Annotated in this window: 14 protein-coding genes; 2 read left to right on the forward strand and 12 right to left on the reverse strand. The window is 51.9% G+C overall.

Going from position 1 to position 15,808, the window contains the following annotated elements:
* The 11 genes from rffA to trxA form a co-directional block, all read right to left on the reverse strand.
* The gene (rffA, locus tag IB196_RS22090) at positions 1–1,131 is read right to left on the reverse strand and encodes a dTDP-4-amino-4,6-dideoxygalactose transaminase (protein WP_005133343.1); all 1,131 of its coding nucleotides are present in this window, start codon (positions 1,129–1,131) and stop codon (positions 1–3) included.
* A gap of 4 nt (positions 1,132–1,135) precedes the next feature.
* Entirely contained in the window at positions 1,136–1,813 is a 678-nt protein-coding gene (gene rffC / locus IB196_RS22095; protein ID WP_005133345.1) for a dTDP-4-amino-4,6-dideoxy-D-galactose acyltransferase, read from the reverse strand.
* Positions 1,791–2,672, reverse strand: coding sequence for a glucose-1-phosphate thymidylyltransferase RfbA (gene rfbA, locus IB196_RS22100; RefSeq protein WP_005133346.1), 882 nt, complete (start codon positions 2,670–2,672; stop codon positions 1,791–1,793). The genes rffC and rfbA overlap by 23 nt, the downstream gene beginning before the upstream one ends.
* Before the next feature lie 33 nt (positions 2,673–2,705).
* Entirely contained in the window at positions 2,706–3,773 is a 1,068-nt protein-coding gene (gene rffG, locus IB196_RS22105) for a dTDP-glucose 4,6-dehydratase (protein ID WP_005133348.1), read from the reverse strand.
* Entirely contained in the window at positions 3,773–5,035 is a 1,263-nt protein-coding gene (wecC, locus tag IB196_RS22110) for a UDP-N-acetyl-D-mannosamine dehydrogenase (RefSeq protein ID WP_040230063.1), read from the reverse strand. The genes rffG and wecC overlap by 1 nt, the downstream gene beginning before the upstream one ends.
* Positions 5,032–6,162, reverse strand: a complete 1,131-nt coding sequence (gene wecB / locus IB196_RS22115) for a UDP-N-acetylglucosamine 2-epimerase (non-hydrolyzing) (RefSeq protein ID WP_005133351.1) — start codon at positions 6,160–6,162, stop codon at positions 5,032–5,034. The genes wecC and wecB overlap by 4 nt, the downstream gene beginning before the upstream one ends.
* Positions 6,163–6,217: 55 nt before the next feature.
* Positions 6,218–7,264: an ECA polysaccharide chain length modulation protein gene (wzzE, locus tag IB196_RS22120; protein ID WP_005133352.1), complete on the reverse strand. Its 1,047-nt coding sequence runs from the start codon at positions 7,262–7,264 to the stop codon at positions 6,218–6,220.
* Positions 7,265–7,276: 12 nt separating this feature from the next.
* The gene (wecA, locus tag IB196_RS22125; protein WP_005133353.1) at positions 7,277–8,380 is read right to left on the reverse strand and encodes a UDP-N-acetylglucosamine--undecaprenyl-phosphate N-acetylglucosaminephosphotransferase; all 1,104 of its coding nucleotides are present in this window, start codon (positions 8,378–8,380) and stop codon (positions 7,277–7,279) included.
* A gap of 239 nt (positions 8,381–8,619) precedes the next feature.
* Positions 8,620–9,879: a transcription termination factor Rho gene (gene rho, locus IB196_RS22130; protein WP_002437993.1), complete on the reverse strand. Its 1,260-nt coding sequence runs from the start codon at positions 9,877–9,879 to the stop codon at positions 8,620–8,622.
* Positions 9,880–9,957: 78 nt separating this feature from the next.
* The gene (locus IB196_RS22135) at positions 9,958–10,041 is read right to left on the reverse strand and encodes a rho operon leader peptide (RefSeq protein WP_101743114.1); all 84 of its coding nucleotides are present in this window, start codon (positions 10,039–10,041) and stop codon (positions 9,958–9,960) included.
* A gap of 176 nt (positions 10,042–10,217) precedes the next feature.
* Complete coding sequence (gene trxA / locus IB196_RS22140) at positions 10,218–10,547, reverse strand: thioredoxin TrxA (protein ID WP_001280776.1); 330 nt, start codon at positions 10,545–10,547, stop codon at positions 10,218–10,220.
* Between the two features lie 238 nt (positions 10,548–10,785).
* Here trxA and rhlB point away from each other — a divergent pair, with 238 nt between their 5' ends.
* Entirely contained in the window at positions 10,786–12,054 is a 1,269-nt protein-coding gene (rhlB, locus tag IB196_RS22145; RefSeq protein WP_003829013.1) for an ATP-dependent RNA helicase RhlB, read from the forward strand.
* Between the two features lie 136 nt (positions 12,055–12,190).
* The gene (gene gppA, locus IB196_RS22150; protein ID WP_040230060.1) at positions 12,191–13,672 is read left to right on the forward strand and encodes a guanosine-5'-triphosphate,3'-diphosphate diphosphatase; all 1,482 of its coding nucleotides are present in this window, start codon (positions 12,191–12,193) and stop codon (positions 13,670–13,672) included.
* Between the two features lie 50 nt (positions 13,673–13,722).
* Here gppA and rep read toward each other — a convergent pair whose 3' ends face one another.
* Complete coding sequence (gene rep, locus IB196_RS22155; RefSeq protein WP_005133360.1) at positions 13,723–15,744, reverse strand: DNA helicase Rep; 2,022 nt, start codon at positions 15,742–15,744, stop codon at positions 13,723–13,725.
* Positions 15,745–15,808: the final 64 nt, after the last annotated feature.

A 15,808-nucleotide genomic window follows, 5' to 3' on the forward strand; every position in this document is an offset into this window, starting at 1 on the left:
TCAGGAGAAGTAGTTGAGTAAGGTCGTAATCACTGTGCGCTGGTTAACCGGCGACAGGTTGTAAAACAGCGGCAGACGCAACAGGCGTTCACTCTCTTTGGTGGTGTAACGATCGACTCCGGAAAACACGCCAAATTTATCGCCAGCCGGACAATCATGCAGCGGAATATAATGGAATACCGCCATAATTTCGGCTTCTTTCAGGAAGTTAATCAACGCCGTGCGATCGTCAATATCACGCAGCTTGATATAAAACATATGGGCGTTCTGCGCACAACCTTCCGGGATGACGGGTAAATCAATACGCCCGGCACGCGCCAGCGGTTCGAGGGCATCATAATAATTCTGCCACAGCACCAGACGCTGATGATTAATACGCTCTGCCGCTTCCAGTTGCGCCCACAGATAGGCCGCCTGGAGATCGGACATCAAATAACTGGAGCCAATATCACGCCAGGTATATTTATCAACCTGACCGCGGAAAAATTGACTGCGATTCGTCCCCTTTTCACGGATGATTTCTGCACGTTCAACTAATTTACGGTCGTTGATCAGCGTCGCCCCGCCCTCACCGCCTGCGGTATAGTTTTTGGTTTCATGGAAGCTAAAGCAGCCGATGTGACCAATGGTCCCCAGCGCACGACCTTTGTAAGTCGACATGACGCCCTGAGCAGCATCTTCCACCACGAACAGGTTGAACTGTGACGCCAACGCCATAATGGTATCCATTTCACAGGCAACCCCGGCGTAGTGCACCGGCACAATAGCACGGGTTTTCTCGGTAATCGCCGCTTCAATCAGCGTTTCATCAATGTTCATGGTATCCGGGTGGATATCGACAAAGACGATTTTTGCGCCACGCAGCACGAATGCGTTCGCGGTAGAAACGAATGTGTAACTGGGCATGATGACTTCATCGCCGGGCTGGATGTCCAGCAATAATGCCGCCATCTCCAGTGATGCGGTACAGGAAGGCGTCAGCAGTACTTTCTCACTGCCAAAATGCTGCTCCAGCCATTGCTGGCAACGGCGGGTAAAACTACCATCGCCACACAGCTTGCCGCTGCTCATCGCTGACTGCATGTATTCAAGCTCGGTTCCCACCACCGGCGGTGCGTTAAATGGAATCATTTTGTCACCTGTATAACCAGTACGCGGTGCTTTCCACATTTGCACCGCTCTGTATATAACGTTTAAGCGCGGCGGTGTTGCCCATCTGGGTCGCCACCCGCAATGTTGTTTTACCGCGAGCCTGTGCCCAGCAAAGCGCAGCTTGCATGAGTTCGGCACCCACACCACGACCAGCCAGTAAGCCAATACGTGCATCAGTATCATTGACGTCACGTAGTGAGACATAACCGCGAATCCCACCTGTCTGTGTGCGAAAAATGAGGCACTGATGATCGAACGTGCCCAGCACGGCGTTTTCTATCCACTGTGCATAAAAACGCGCACTGGCCTCCACGGGATACCACGGTGCGCGGAAACGACTTTGGGCGAACGCCTCTCCTGCCAGTCGACGCAGTAGCGGGATATCCGCAGCTTGTGCCACCTGTGCACCGGGATTTTCACGGGCACACGCCACCGGCAGAACAAAGTCCATCTCACCTTCGACCAGTGAAAAGCCCAACTGCTGCAGGGCATCTAATTCATGAACATTAGCGGAAGGTATTTTTGCCTGCACCCGTTCCCAGCGCTGTAAAACTTCTGCTGTCAGGATCGGTGCGTGCGGGTCAAACCGTACGATGGCGCTATTCACGCCAAAGAACGTATTTTCCCAATCCAGAGGCTCAATACTGGCGCGGACGGGCACGGAGAAGCTCCAGCAAATATTGGCCGTAGCCTGTTTTAGCCAGAGAGCTGGCGGCACGTCTTACACCTTCATCATCCAGCCAACCATTGCGCCATGCTATCTCTTCCAGGCAGGCGATTTTAAAGCCCTGACGTTTCTCTACCGTCTGCACAAAAGTGCTCGCTTCAATCAGACTGTCGTGCGTACCGGTATCCAGCCAGGCAAAACCACGGCCAAGCAGCTCAACGGTCAGATTGCCATCGTCAAGGTACATCTGGTTAATGGAGGTAATTTCCAGTTCCCCACGCTCAGAAGGTTTCACGCGCTTTGCATATTCCACTACCTTACTGTCGTAGAAATAGAGTCCTGTCACCGCCCAGTTTGATTTTGGTTCTTTCGGCTTCTCTTCCAGCGAGACTGCCCGAAAATTGTCATCAAACTCCACCACACCGAAACGCTCAGGATCCATTACCTGATAGCCAAATACCGTCGCACCTGTCGTGCGGGCGGCGACATGGCGAAGTTTTGGACTAAATCCCTGACCAAAGAAGATATTGTCCCCAAGTACCAGACATGACGGTTCGCCGTTAAGGAACGTTTCACCAATAATGAACGCCTGTGCTAAACCATCCGGGCTGGGCTGCTCTGCATAGTGCAATGCAATACCGAACTCAGAGCCATCTCCCAGCAAACGCTGGAAATACCCTTTATCTTCCGGTGTGGTAATAATCAGGATCTCGCGAATTCCCGCCAGCATCAGTACCGATAGCGGGTAATAGATCATGGGCTTATCGTAAATAGGCAATAGCTGCTTCGATACGCCGCGCGTAATGGGGTACAGGCGAGTACCTGAGCCACCAGCCAGAATGATACCTTTCATATGATCCCTCCTCCGGGCGCCAAAACCAGGCTGTTAGCCCTTCAGGCCCAAACGCTCACCCTGGTAGCTGCCATCCTGCACGGGTTTCCACCAGGCCTCATTTGCCAGATACCATTGCACGGTTTTACGCATCCCACTTTCAAACGTTTCCTGCGGCACCCAGCCAAGTTCACGCGCAATTTTTGACGCATCAATGGCATAGCGCAAATCATGGCCTGGGCGATCTTCAACATAGGTGATCAGTTCACGATACCGCATAACACCTTTTGGTTTTTGCGGCGCCAGTTCTTCCAACAAGCTGCAAATCGTTTCGACCACGTCCAGGTTTTTACGCTCGTTATGACCACCAATATTATAGGTCTCGCCAACCGAACCTGTTGTCGCGACGCAATAGAGCGCCCGGGCATGATCTTCCACATACAGCCAGTCACGAATCTGCTGTCCGTTGCCGTACACCGGCAGAGGTTTTCCCGCCAGTGCATTGAGTATCATCAGCGGGATCAGTTTTTCCGGGAAATGGTAGGGCCCATAATTGTTGGAGCAGTTAGTCATTAACGTTGGCAGCCCGTAGGTGCGCAACCAGGCTCGTACCAGATGATCGCTGCTGGCCTTTGACGCGGAATAAGGACTACTCGGTGCATACGGCGTCGTTTCGGTAAAGAAATCATCCGTAGAATGCAGATCGCCGTACACTTCGTCGGTTGATATATGGTGGAAACGAAACGCCTGCTTTTTATCATCGGTTAACACATTCCAGTATGCGCGAGCGGCTTCCAGCAACGTGTAGGTCCCGACAATATTGGTTTCAATAAATGCGGCGGGACCATCAATAGAACGATCGACATGACTTTCTGCCGCCAGGTGCATCACGCAATCCGGCTGATACTGTTGAAACACGTTGTCGAGCGCCAGGCGATCGCAGATATCCACGTGTTCAAAGGCAAAACGGGCATTCTGTGCAACCGGCGCCAGCGACATCAGGTTTCCGGCATAGGTTAACTTATCAACCACTACCACGGCATCCCGAGTCTCATTAATGATGTGACGCACAACCGCTGAGCCAATAAATCCTGCACCACCGGTAACCAGAATTCGTTTCATTAGCGCCAGACTCCTTTGGTATCAACCACGTATTGCTGGTGCACCGCATCGCCTTTAATCGCTTTAAATTCATTATGGTCAACCAGCATCACCAGCACATCGGCACTTGCCAACGCAGCATCCAGTTTCGCCAGTTGACACAGGCCATCCAGTTTTTTCGGCAACTGATGGATATTCGGTTCAACCACCAACGTCTCGCCGCTGTGCCAGCGTGCGATACTTTGCGCCACCCCCATTGCCGGGCTTTCACGTAAATCATCAATATTCGGTTTGAACGCCAGACCAAAACAGGCAATTTTTACGTCGCTGGCACGTTTATTAGTCTCCGTCAAACAATCCGCTACCGCGGCTTTTACCCGATCGACAACCCAATGAGGCTTACTGTCATTTACCTCACGTGCGGTGCGGATCAATCTCGCCTGCTGTGGGTTCTGCGCCACAATAAACCACGGGTCGACTGCGATACAGTGTCCGCCAACGCCAGGTCCAGGTTGCAAAATATTAACCCGCGGGTGACGGTTCGCCAGACGGATCAGTTCCCAGACGTTAATCCCCTGATCGGCGCAAATCAGCGACAGTTCATTAGCAAAGGCGATATTGACATCGCGGAAGCTGTTTTCGGTCAACTTGCACATTTCTGCGGTGCGGGCATTAGTCACCACGCATTCACCTTCGAGGAAGATGTTGTACAGTTCACTGGCGCGCATAGAGCAAACGGGGGTCATTCCGCCAATCACACGGTCATTTTTAATCAGTTCAACCATCACCTGCCCTGGCAGCACGCGCTCCGGACAATAAGCAATATTTACGTCAGCCTGTTCCCCCGTCTGCTGCGGGAAAGTCAGATCAGGGCGCATTTCTGCAAGCCATGCTGCCATCTGTTCCGTTGCCCCGACGGGTGACGTCGATTCAAGGATCACCAACGCCCCTTTTTTCAGCACCGGCGCAAGCGACTTCGCTGCGGCTTCAACATAGACCATATCGGGTTCATGCTCCCCCTTGAAGGGGGTCGGCACAGCAATCAGATAAGCGTCTGCTTCAACAGGTGTTGTAACCGCACGCAGAAAGCCATTTTCGACTGCTGTTTTCACCACAGCACCCAAATCAGGTTCAACGATGTGGATTTCACCGCGGTTAATGGTATCCACCGCATGTTGATTTACATCTACGCCAATAACATGTTTTTGACGGGAAGCAAAAGCGGCCGCCGTCGGCAGTCCGATATAACCCAGCCCAATGACAGAAATGGTCGTAAAACTCATAGCGATATCCGATTATTTTTTAACGCGTGTAAAATGCGGCCACACGCCTGCCCATCACCATACGGATTATGGGCGCGGCTCATGGTCTGATATTCATTTTCGTCATGCAGCAAGCGCGTGACTTCTGCCACAATACGCTGAGGGTCAGTCCCAACCAGACGTACTGTGCCTGCGGTAATGGCTTCTGGCCGTTCCGTTGTTTCTCGCATCACCAACACCGGTTTGCCCAGAGAAGGGGCTTCCTCCTGAATCCCGCCGGAATCGGTAAGGATAAGCCAGGCATGATTCATCAGCCAGACGAATGGCAGATAGTCCTGTGGCTCAATCAGGATCACGTTTTCAACATGACCCAGGATTCGATTTACCGGCTCGCTAACGTTGGGGTTCAGGTGTACCGGATAGACAATCTGTACATTCTGATTAGCCGCGGCAATTTCCGCCAGTGCATGGCAGATTTGCTCAAAGCCGCGACCAAAGCTTTCCCGACGATGACCGGTCACCAGGATCATCTTCTTATCCGCATCCAGGAAAGGATAGCGCTCAGCCAGTTCAGCGCGCAGCGCTTCATTTCCGAGTACACGATCGCGAACCCAGATCAACGCATCAATAACCGTGTTCCCCGTGACAAAAATACGGCCATCCGGAATGGTTTCACGCAACAGGTTTTGGCGTGAATTTTCAGTTGGGGAAAAGTGATACATTGCCAGGCGTCCGGTCAGTGTACGGTTTGCCTCTTCCGGCCAGGGAGAATAGAGATCGCCAGTTCGCAACCCAGCCTCAACATGTCCCACCGGAATACGCTGATAAAACGCGGCCAGACTGGTCGCAAGGGTTGTTGTTGTGTCACCGTGGACTAGCACCACATCAGGTTTAAACTCAGCGAGGATTGGTTTTAATCCTTCCAGAATTCGGCAGGTAATTTCTGTCAGTCCCTGACCTGGCTGCATAATATTGAGATCGTAGTCAGGTACGATGGAAAAGAGGTGCAATACCTGATCGAGCATCTCCCGATGCTGTGCAGTGACGCAAACTTTCGCGTCGAAATCAGGATCTTTAGCCAGCGCATGAACCAGAGGAGCCATCTTAATGGCCTCCGGTCGCGTACCAAATACAGTCAGTACTTTCACATCGATTCTCTTCGGATTGGCAGTGAGAGCCCAGCCCCTCACTGCAACGGTATTGCTAAATCGAACGGCGACGGGTTAACGCGACACCAGCACCGATCAGAGCCCCAACGATGCCCCACATAATCATCAGGAAAGCACGACGTGGGCTATCACGTTTTACCGGTTCTTCCGGCGTCCGCAAATAACGATAGGTCTGAAAACGCGGATCCAGGGTCGGTCCTACGTTCAGCGTGTTCAGCATGGCTCTGTTTTGAAAATAGTCCATATCAAAATCTGGGCCAACAGATTGCAGGTTTTCGAGTCGCGCCTGCAACATAGGGCGTCCGAGTAAAAACAACTCAGAATCAGGCAACTCTTCAGCAGGGACATCGGTAGAAGTACGCGAAATATTATGCTGCTCAGCAATTTTGAGCGCTTGTTCAATGTTATGAACACGGCGAGAGAAAATCGATTTTGCTACCTCTTCCTGCCGTTTGACCTGCGCTTTCATTTGCACCGTCCGCGCAGCCCATGCGCCTTTCAGCTCATCGTTCAGATGACGTGCTGCTCGCTGGCTGGCAAAGGCCACGTACTGGCGCAGCAGATTGTTGGCATCAGGCGCCGTTTCCGCAATAAGCTTCACGCTGTCATTGGTGTTCCGCAACGCATCACCTGGCATAAACTGAATGTTATTGATCAGTTCATCCAGCAGCGCGGCATCGGCTTTACTGTTTCCGACCATACGCTGCTTGTAATAATCAGTCTGCTGCCAGAATTCACGACGCGTATCCCAAGAGGCAAGCTGCATGATAAATTCTTTATAGGCTTCATCCATCACCGACGGCTGGTCCGTTGATGCGAGGCTGGCCTTAATATCCAGGTTGCGCAGGAACTGTTGTTGAGAGTAATAGCCCCCCAACATATTCACCGTAGGCTTGTCTGAAATAGCCGTTGCGCTCCACTCCTGACGGGCGAAAAAAGTATAGGCGAGAGCAATAAGTGCAAATGCGAGCGCCATACCGACAATCCACACTTTCCCTGCCCATAAGGTACGAAACAACCCACGGATATCCAGTTCATTTTCAGCGCTCATGGCGTCTTCCCCCGGTAATGGTTGTGTCATCGCATCCTCAATTCACTTGGTTAAGTTTGGTTTGCCTTCACGAATTCTTCGCAGTCTGCGCTTCACTCGCTTGATAAATCTCGCCACTTTCCAGGCACGCTTGATACAGTATCCGTAGAGGCCAAATGCCATTAAAAACAGCACCAGCATGGCCCATTCCGGAACCAAACGGAAATATTCAGCCAGCACACCGATCGATGCCAGCACGGCCGCCGCCAGCGTAATCAGAACAAATGCCTGGCGGGAAGTAAACCCTGCCCGCATCACCAAATGATGAATGTGCTGGCGATCGGCTGAGAACGGGCTCATGCCCTTACGCAAACGGCGGTACATGATCGCCACCATATCCATTAACGGGATGGCGATAATCCACAGTGCGGTAACTGGGCTTATAGGATGTGTTTTGCCCTGCGTGGTTTCCAGCAGGATCCAGATGATGGTAAAACCAATCAGCGTACTGCCGGCATCACCCATGAAGACTTTATAACGGCGCCCAAGAACGCCCAGGTTCAGCAGAATATAAGGCAGAATGGCGGCGATCATCGCAAAACACCATACGGCCAGACTCGTCTGCCCATCGAACCACAGGATAAACCCCATCGCCGCAAATGAAACGCTGGACAGCCCACCTAACAGGCCGTCAATACCGTCCACCATATTGAAAGCATTAATTGCCGCCCAGACGGCAAACAGCGTCAGTAAATAGCCAAACGGACCAAGAATCATCTCCCAGGGGCCAAAAATATACCCAAGGCTAAGAAGATAGAGTTTGCCAACCGACATCATGATAATGCCGATCGCGGCCTGGATAGTTGCGCGGATTTTTACACTGATATCAAAACGATCGTCCAGCGCGCCAACCAAAACCAGCACGCCGGCACAGGCCAGATAGAGAGAAGCATGCGGGATGTAATAATCAGCAATCACAAACGTAAAGCAAATACCTGCGTAAGCCGAAATCCCCCCAACCAGCGGGATCAATCCTTGATGCCGTTTGCGAAAGTTGGGTTTATCCACTAAACCAATCTTTTTTGCGACCTTACGCGCAAAGAAAAGAAACAGTGTTGTGAATAAAAAAATACTGATGAGATCAGTGCTTACTGTCAGTAAATTCACAATGCATGCTCTCAGAGAAAATTAATAGCAGAAGTATAACCACGAAGACCTTTATTCAGAAGGGAAACCCGTCTCCATATCCGATGGTTCTGTATAATTATCAACCACAAGATACAAATTACGAATCTTTTTCAACCTGGCGGTATGTCATACCGTATTATTGTTATCGTGTCGTTAAGATTACAGGCATAAAAGCAAAACGCCACGTAAAAACGTGGCGTTTTCGGATGATGCCTGAATTATGAGCGCTTCATCATATCGAAGAAGTCATCATTGGTCTTCGTCATCGCCAGCTTGTTAATGAGGAACTCCATTGCATCAATTTCACCCATCGGATGGATGATTTTGCGCAGGATCCACATTTTCTGCAGCTCTTCCTGGGTGGTAAGCAGCTCTTCTTTACGGGTACCGGAACGATTGTAGTCGATAGCCGGGAAGACGCGTTTTTCAGCGATCTTACGAGAGAGGTGCAGTTCCATGTTGCCGGTACCTTTAAACTCTTCGTAGATAACTTCATCCATTTTAGAGCCGGTATCGATAAGCGCAGTCGCGATGATGGTCAGGCTGCCGCCCTCTTCCACGTTACGTGCCGCACCGAAGAAACGCTTCGGACGGTGCAGGGCGTTAGCGTCCACACCACCGGTCAGGACTTTACCGGAAGCCGGAACCACGGTGTTATAAGCACGCGCCAGACGCGTGATGGAGTCGAGCAGGATGATAACGTCTTTCTTGTGTTCAACCAGACGTTTCGCCTTCTCGATTACCATTTCCGCAACCTGAACGTGGCGAGATGCGGGTTCGTCAAAGGTAGAAGCCACAACTTCACCTTTAACCAGACGCTGCATCTCGGTCACTTCTTCCGGACGTTCGTCAATCAGCAACACCATCAGCACACAGTCCGGGTGGTTGTAGGCAATGCTCTGCGCAATGTTCTGCAGCAGCATGGTTTTACCCGCTTTCGGCGGTGCCACAATCAGACCACGTTGACCACGACCGATCGGCGATGCCAGATCCAGTACGCGCGCCGTTAAGTCCTCGGTAGAACCATTACCACGCTCCATACGCAGACGGGAGTTTGCGTGCAGCGGCGTTAAGTTTTCGAAGAGGATTTTGTTACGGGCGTTTTCCGGTTTGTCGTAGTTAACTTCGTTAACTTTCAACAGCGCAAAATAGCGTTCACCTTCTTTCGGCGGGCGAATCTTACCAGAAATGGTATCACCAGTGCGGAGGTTGAAACGGCGGATTTGGCTTGGAGAAACGTAGATGTCATCAGGACCGGCGAGGTAGGAACTGTCTGCAGAGCGGAGGAAACCAAATCCATCCTGCAATATCTCCAGCACACCGTCACCAAAGATATCTTCGCCACTCTTTGCGTGCTGCTTCAGGATGGCAAAAATAATGTCCTGCTTGCGCATACGAGCCAGGTTTTCAAGGCCCATATTTTCGCCGAGAGTGATCAGCTCAGAAACCGGCGTATTCTTTAATTCGGTAAGATTCATAATGGTGTGAGTTCTTAAACTTGGGGTAAATCTCGAACTTAATGTTGTGAATGGTATGGCAGGGTCATCCATGCCTGTTTACGGCCATCGACTCATGTCTGTTCGCTGTCTGGTCACAGGAAAGTACGCAGAACTGAAACGACAAGACGGATTGAGTGACAAGGCCCTGAATCTGTCTACTTCTCGCACGAGAAACAACGGGAAGTATTGGATAAAGCTAGATTCAAACTTAATAAGGTATGTTTAATACGAAGTCAACACTAACTTAGCACGACTCAAGTCGGGCGTCCAGTCATCCGAATCATTTCGAAGTATGGCCGCCCGATCATGATACTTCCTTACGCTAAGTTAGCGTCGAGGAACTCTTTCAACTGACCTTTGGACAGCGCGCCGACTTTAGTCGCCGCAACTTCACCGTTTTTAAACAGCAGAAGGGTCGGGATACCACGAATACCATACTTCGGCGCGGTGCCTGGGTTTTGGTCAATGTTCAGTTTCGCAACCGTCAATTTGCCCTGATATTCGTCAGCGATTTCATCCAGAATCGGAGCGATCATTTTGCACGGACCGCACCACTCTGCCCAGAAATCAACGAGGATAGCTCCGTCCGCTTTGAGTACATCCGTGTCAAAACTGTCGTCAGTCAGGTGAATAATTTTATCGCTCATAATAACTCCACAGGAATAAGCCTGGTGTGTTGGTGTTTACACATCATCCTTCAAGCGCCTTTTTGTTGGCTGTGCGCTGCGTCCTGGTCACGTACTCAATACGCTTCTTTGGACCCATTCACTTGCCATCTCGACGCATCATGAATGAATTGTGTACAGTATTAACCAACTAAAGGTTGACTTTATTTCACCGGATACGCTTTCGTAAAGCAATAGTAAGCTGATATTCTACCACACTATGAGCAAAACACATTTAACAGAACAGAAGTTTTCCGACTTCGCCCTGCACCCAAAGGTGATAGAAGCCCTTGAAAATAAAGGGTTTCATAACTGCACGCCCATTCAGGCCCTCGCGCTGCCGCTAACGCTGGCAGGTCGTGATGTTGCAGGGCAGGCGCAAACCGGTACCGGAAAAACGATGGCGTTCCTGACGTCAACGTTTCATTATCTTCTCTCTCATCCCGCGATTGCCGATCGCAAGGTGAACCAACCGCGTGCGTTAATTATGGCGCCAACGCGTGAGTTAGCCGTGCAGATCCACGCCGATGCCGAGCCGCTGGCACAGACCACCGGTCTGAAATTAGGCCTGGCTTATGGCGGTGATGGCTATGACAAACAGCTGAAAGTGCTGGAAAGCGGCGTCGATATTCTTATCGGCACTACTGGTCGTCTCATTGACTACGCAAAACAGAACCATATCAACCTGGGCGCGATTCAGGTCGTGGTACTGGATGAAGCCGATCGTATGTACGATCTCGGCTTTATTAAAGACATTCGTTGGCTGTTCCGCCGTATGCCGCCAACCACTCAACGCCTGAACATGCTGTTTTCTGCCACCCTCTCTTACCGCGTTCGCGAACTGGCGTTCGAACAGATGAATAACGCCGAGTACGTTGAAGTCGAACCGGAACAGAAGACAGGTCATCGTATTAAAGAAGAACTCTTCTATCCTTCCAACGAAGAGAAAATGCGTTTGCTGCAAACGCTGATTGAAGAAGAGTGGCCAGATCGCGCCATCGTCTTTGCGAACACTAAGCATCGTTGTGAAGATATCTGGGGCAGCCTTGCTGCTGACGGTCATCGCGTAGGCCTGCTTACCGGTGACGTGGCGCAGAAAAAACGTCTGCGTATCCTTGATGAGTTCACTCGTGGCGATCTGGACATTCTCGTTGCGACGGATGTCGCCGCGCGCGGTCTGCATATCCCAGCCGTAACGCACGTATTTAACTATGACCTGCCGGATGACTGTGAAGATTACGTCCACCGTATCGGTCGTACCGGTCGTGCTGGCGCGAGCGGTCACTCGATCAGCCTGGCCTGTGAAGAATACGCGCTGAATTTACCCGCTATCGAGACCTATATTGGCCACTCGATTCCGGTTAGTAAGTACAACCCAGATGCGCTGATGACCGATCTGCCGAAGCCGTTACGCTTAACGCGCCCACGCACTGGCAATGGCCCGCGTCGCACCGGTGGTGCTCCGCGTAATCGTCGTCGTTCAGGTTAAGAAAAGTTATGCCATACACAAAATCATTCAGCCTGCATCAAGGCGGCAAGAAAACGAATCCCGATGAGCTTACTTTAGTAAGTGATTCGGGTGAGAGAACGCAGCCAACACAGATACAGGCTGAAGGATGAAGTGTATGAATTCTACTTCGCTGTATGCGGCAATTGATCTCGGCTCGAATAGTTTTCATATGCTGGTCGTACGCGAGGTGGCGGGAAGCATCCAGACGCTCACGCGTATCAAACGCAAGGTGCGTCTGGCTGCCGGCCTGAACAACGACAACGCTCTCTCCGCTGAAGCCATGGAACGCGGCTGGCAATGCCTGCGCCTGTTTGCTGAACGCCTGCAGGATATCCCGCAACCGCAAATCCGCGTGGTCGCCACGGCAACATTGCGCATCGCGGTAAACGCCGATGTCTTTATCGCCAAAGCGCAAGAGATCCTCGGCTGCCCTGTCCAGGTCATCAGTGGTGAAGAAGAAGCGCGTCTGATTTATCAGGGTGTTGCCCATACGACCGGCGGAGCCGATCAACGCCTGGTCGTTGATATTGGCGGCGCCAGTACCGAGCTGGTTACCGGCTCCGGCGCACAAACCACCTCCTTGTTTAGTCTGTCAATGGGCTGCGTTACCTGGCTCGAACGGTACTTCACCGATCGTAATCTGGCACAGGAAAACTTTGACGAAGCCGAGAAAGCGGCTCGTGAAGTTCTGCGCCCCGTCGCCGATAAACTGCGTTTTCATGGCTGGAAAGTTTGCGTCGGTGCCTCCGGTACCGTCCAGGCGTTGCAGGAAATCATGATGGCGCAGGGTATGGACGAGCGCATTACGCTAGCCAAACTTCAGCAGCTTAAGCAGCGCGCTATTCACTGCGGTCGTCTGGAAGAGCTGGAAATAGAAGGATTAACGCTGGAACGTGCGCTGGTTTTCCCCAGCGGATTGGCCATTCTGCTCGCCATTTTCACCGAACTGAACATTCAGTGCATGACCCTGGCCGGCGGCGCACTGCGTGAAGGTCTGGTCTACGGTATGCTGCACCTGCCAGTCGATCAGGATATTCGCAGCCGTACGCTACGTAATATTCAGCGTCGGTTTATGGTTGACACCGATCAGGCGAACCGCGTCGCACAGTTGGCTGTACATTTATTCGATCAGGTGAAAGATGAGTGGCATCTTGAGGCCATTAGCCGTGAACTGCTGCAAAGTGCCTGTCAGCTGCATGAAATAGGGCTGAGCGTGGAATATAAGCAGGCACCGCTGCATGCCGCCTGGCTGGTGCGTAATCTCGATCTTCCGGGTTTTACCCCCGCGCAAAAAAAACTGTTAGCCACGCTGCTATTAAATCAGACCAACCCAGTCGATCTCTCTTCGCTGCACCAGCAAAACGCCGTGCCGCCGCGTATCGCTGAGCACCTTTGCCGTTTACTACGTCTGGCGATCATCTTCGCCGCACGCCGTCGTGACGATTTAGTGCCGCGCATCATCCTGCAAGCTCAGGATGAAAATCTGACGCTAACGTTGCCGGAAGGCTGGCTGGAACATCATCCATTAGGTAACGAGTTGATCGATCAGGAAATCCAGTGGCAAAGCTATGTCCACTGGCCGCTGGAAGTGCGTTAGATGCTGGCTGCCGGATGGCGCTCACGCTTATCCGGCCTACCAAATAAATATTACTTCTCTTTGGCTTTCGCCATCATAGCCCGGATATTCGCAATGCTGGCCTGCCCCTTTTGCATCCGCTCCTCAGCGCTCACCACTTTACGCTCCTGTTCCCAGATTACATCATCCTGTGGCAGTTCAAGCAGGAAGCGGCTCGGCTCCGGGCGCACCAGCTCCCCGTACTGACGGCGCTCCTTGCACAACGTGAAGATAAGCTCTTTCTGTGCACGGGTAATGCCGACATAGGCCAGACGACGCTCTTCATCAATGTTGTCTTCATCAATGCTGCTCTGATGAGGTAAGAAGCCCTCTTCCATTCCCACCATAAACACATACGGGAACTCCAGCCCTTTTGAGGCATGTAACGTCATCAACTGCACCTGGTCCAGCTCTTCTTCGCTTTCTCCGCGCTCCATCATGTCGCGCAGGGTAAAACGGGTAACAACCTGAGTCAGGGTCATCGGCTCTTCCAGCTCACTGCCTTCCAGCATCTCCGTCATCCAACTGAACAACGTGTTGACGTTTTTCATACGCATCTCTGCCGCTTTCGGGCTCGGCGAGGTTTCATACAGCCAGGATTCGTAATCAATGCCGTGGATCAAATCGCGTACGGCGGCAACCGGCTCACGCTCCGCCAGGCGTTGGATTTCCCCCAGCCAGTGCGTAAAGCGGGTTAGAGAATCATAACCGCGGCCGGTCAGCGTCTGGCTAAGCCCCATATCAAAACTGGCGGTAAACAGGCTTTTATTCCGCGTCATGGCCCACTCACCCAACTTTTGCAGGGTCGCCGGACCGATCTCACGCTTCGGTGTATTAACAATACGCAGAAACGCGCTGTCGTCATCCGGGTTGCTCAGCACACGCAGGTAGGCCAGCAGATCTTTGATTTCCGGACGCGAGAAAAACGATGTCCCCCCGGAAATTTTGTACGGGATGCGGTTCTGCATCAGGAATTTTTCGAACACCCGTGACTGGTGGTTGCCGCGATACAGGATCGCATAGTCCTTATACTGCGTCTTATTCACAAAGTGATGAGCAATCAACTCCCCGGTCACACGTTCCGCTTCATGCTCTTCGTTGTTGGCGCTCAGTACTTTCAACTCAGGTCCGTAGCCCAGCTCAGAGAACAACCGCTTTTCAAATACGTGCGGATTGTTAGCAATGAGAATATTTGCGGCCTTCAGGATACGTCCGGAAGAACGATAGTTCTGCTCCAGCTTAACCACCTGCAGCGCCGGAAAATCTTTGCTCAACAGCACCAGGTTTTGCGGACGCGCACCACGCCACGAGTAAATCGACTGATCGTCATCACCCACAACGGTGAAGCGTGCACGGCTGCCCACCAATAACTTCACCAACTCGTACTGGCTGGTGTTGGTATCCTGATATTCATCCACCAGCAGGTAGCGAATCTTGTTTTGCCAGCGCTCACGTACCTCTTCATTGCGCTGCAACAGCAGCGTGGGGAGCAGGATCAGATCGTCAAAGTCGAGAACGTTACACGCCTTCATATGCGCGTCGTACAGACCATAGCAGTGCGCGAAAATACGATCGCGCTCACCTTTAGCGCTGGCCGCCGCCTGCGCCGGGGTCATCAGATCGTTTTTCCAGTTGGAGATCGTTGAGATCAGCTGTTGAAGGATGAGTTTATCGTCCTCAATTAACCCTTCGGTCAGCTCTTTAAGCAGAGCCACCTGGTCGGTATCGTCAAACAGCGAGAAATTCGACTTCATCCCCAGCGCCGCATATTCGCGCTTGATGACGTCCAGCCCCAGAGTGTGGAAGGTGGAGATCATCAATCCACGCGCCTCTTTACGACCCAGCGTCTGCGCCACGCGCTCTTTCATTTCACGCGCGGCCTTATTGGTAAAAGTCACCGCCGCGATATGGCGTGCCTGATAGCCACAAACGCGGATCAGGTGCGCAATTTTATTGGTAATAACGCGCGTCTTACCGGAACCCGCTCCCGCCAGCACCAGGCAAGGTCCGGTGACAAATTCGACGGCTTGTTGTTGTCCGGGATTCAAACGCATAAAGGGTCACTCATGAAAGTCGGGAGGGGAAAATAACAGCGTGGTAGTATAGCCAGCCTTAACC

Source organism: Citrobacter sp. C6_1 (assembly GCF_014596835.2).
GTDB classification, from domain to species: Bacteria; Pseudomonadota; Gammaproteobacteria; order Enterobacterales; family Enterobacteriaceae; genus Citrobacter; species Citrobacter pasteurii.

Coding starts and splice junctions, on each gene's coding strand:
- rffG (WP_005133348.1), bottom strand. CDS start 3,773: ATGAAACGAATTCTGGTTACCGGTGGTGCAGGATTTATTGGCTCAGCG.
- wzzE (WP_005133352.1), bottom strand. CDS start 7,264: ATGACACAACCATTACCGGGGGAAGACGCCATGAGCGCTGAAAATGAA.
- rffA (WP_005133343.1), bottom strand. CDS start 1,131: ATGATTCCATTTAACGCACCGCCGGTGGTGGGAACCGAGCTTGAATAC.
- trxA (WP_001280776.1), bottom strand. CDS start 10,547: ATGAGCGATAAAATTATTCACCTGACTGACGACAGTTTTGACACGGAT.
- rhlB (WP_003829013.1), top strand. CDS start 10,786: ATGAGCAAAACACATTTAACAGAACAGAAGTTTTCCGACTTCGCCCTG.
- rfbA (WP_005133346.1), bottom strand. CDS start 2,672: ATGAAAGGTATCATTCTGGCTGGTGGCTCAGGTACTCGCCTGTACCCC.
- rep (WP_005133360.1), bottom strand. CDS start 15,744: ATGCGTTTGAATCCCGGACAACAACAAGCCGTCGAATTTGTCACCGGA.
- gppA (WP_040230060.1), top strand. CDS start 12,191: ATGAATTCTACTTCGCTGTATGCGGCAATTGATCTCGGCTCGAATAGT.
- wecC (WP_040230063.1), bottom strand. CDS start 5,035: ATGAGTTTTACGACCATTTCTGTCATTGGGCTGGGTTATATCGGACTG.
- rho (WP_002437993.1), bottom strand. CDS start 9,879: ATGAATCTTACCGAATTAAAGAATACGCCGGTTTCTGAGCTGATCACT.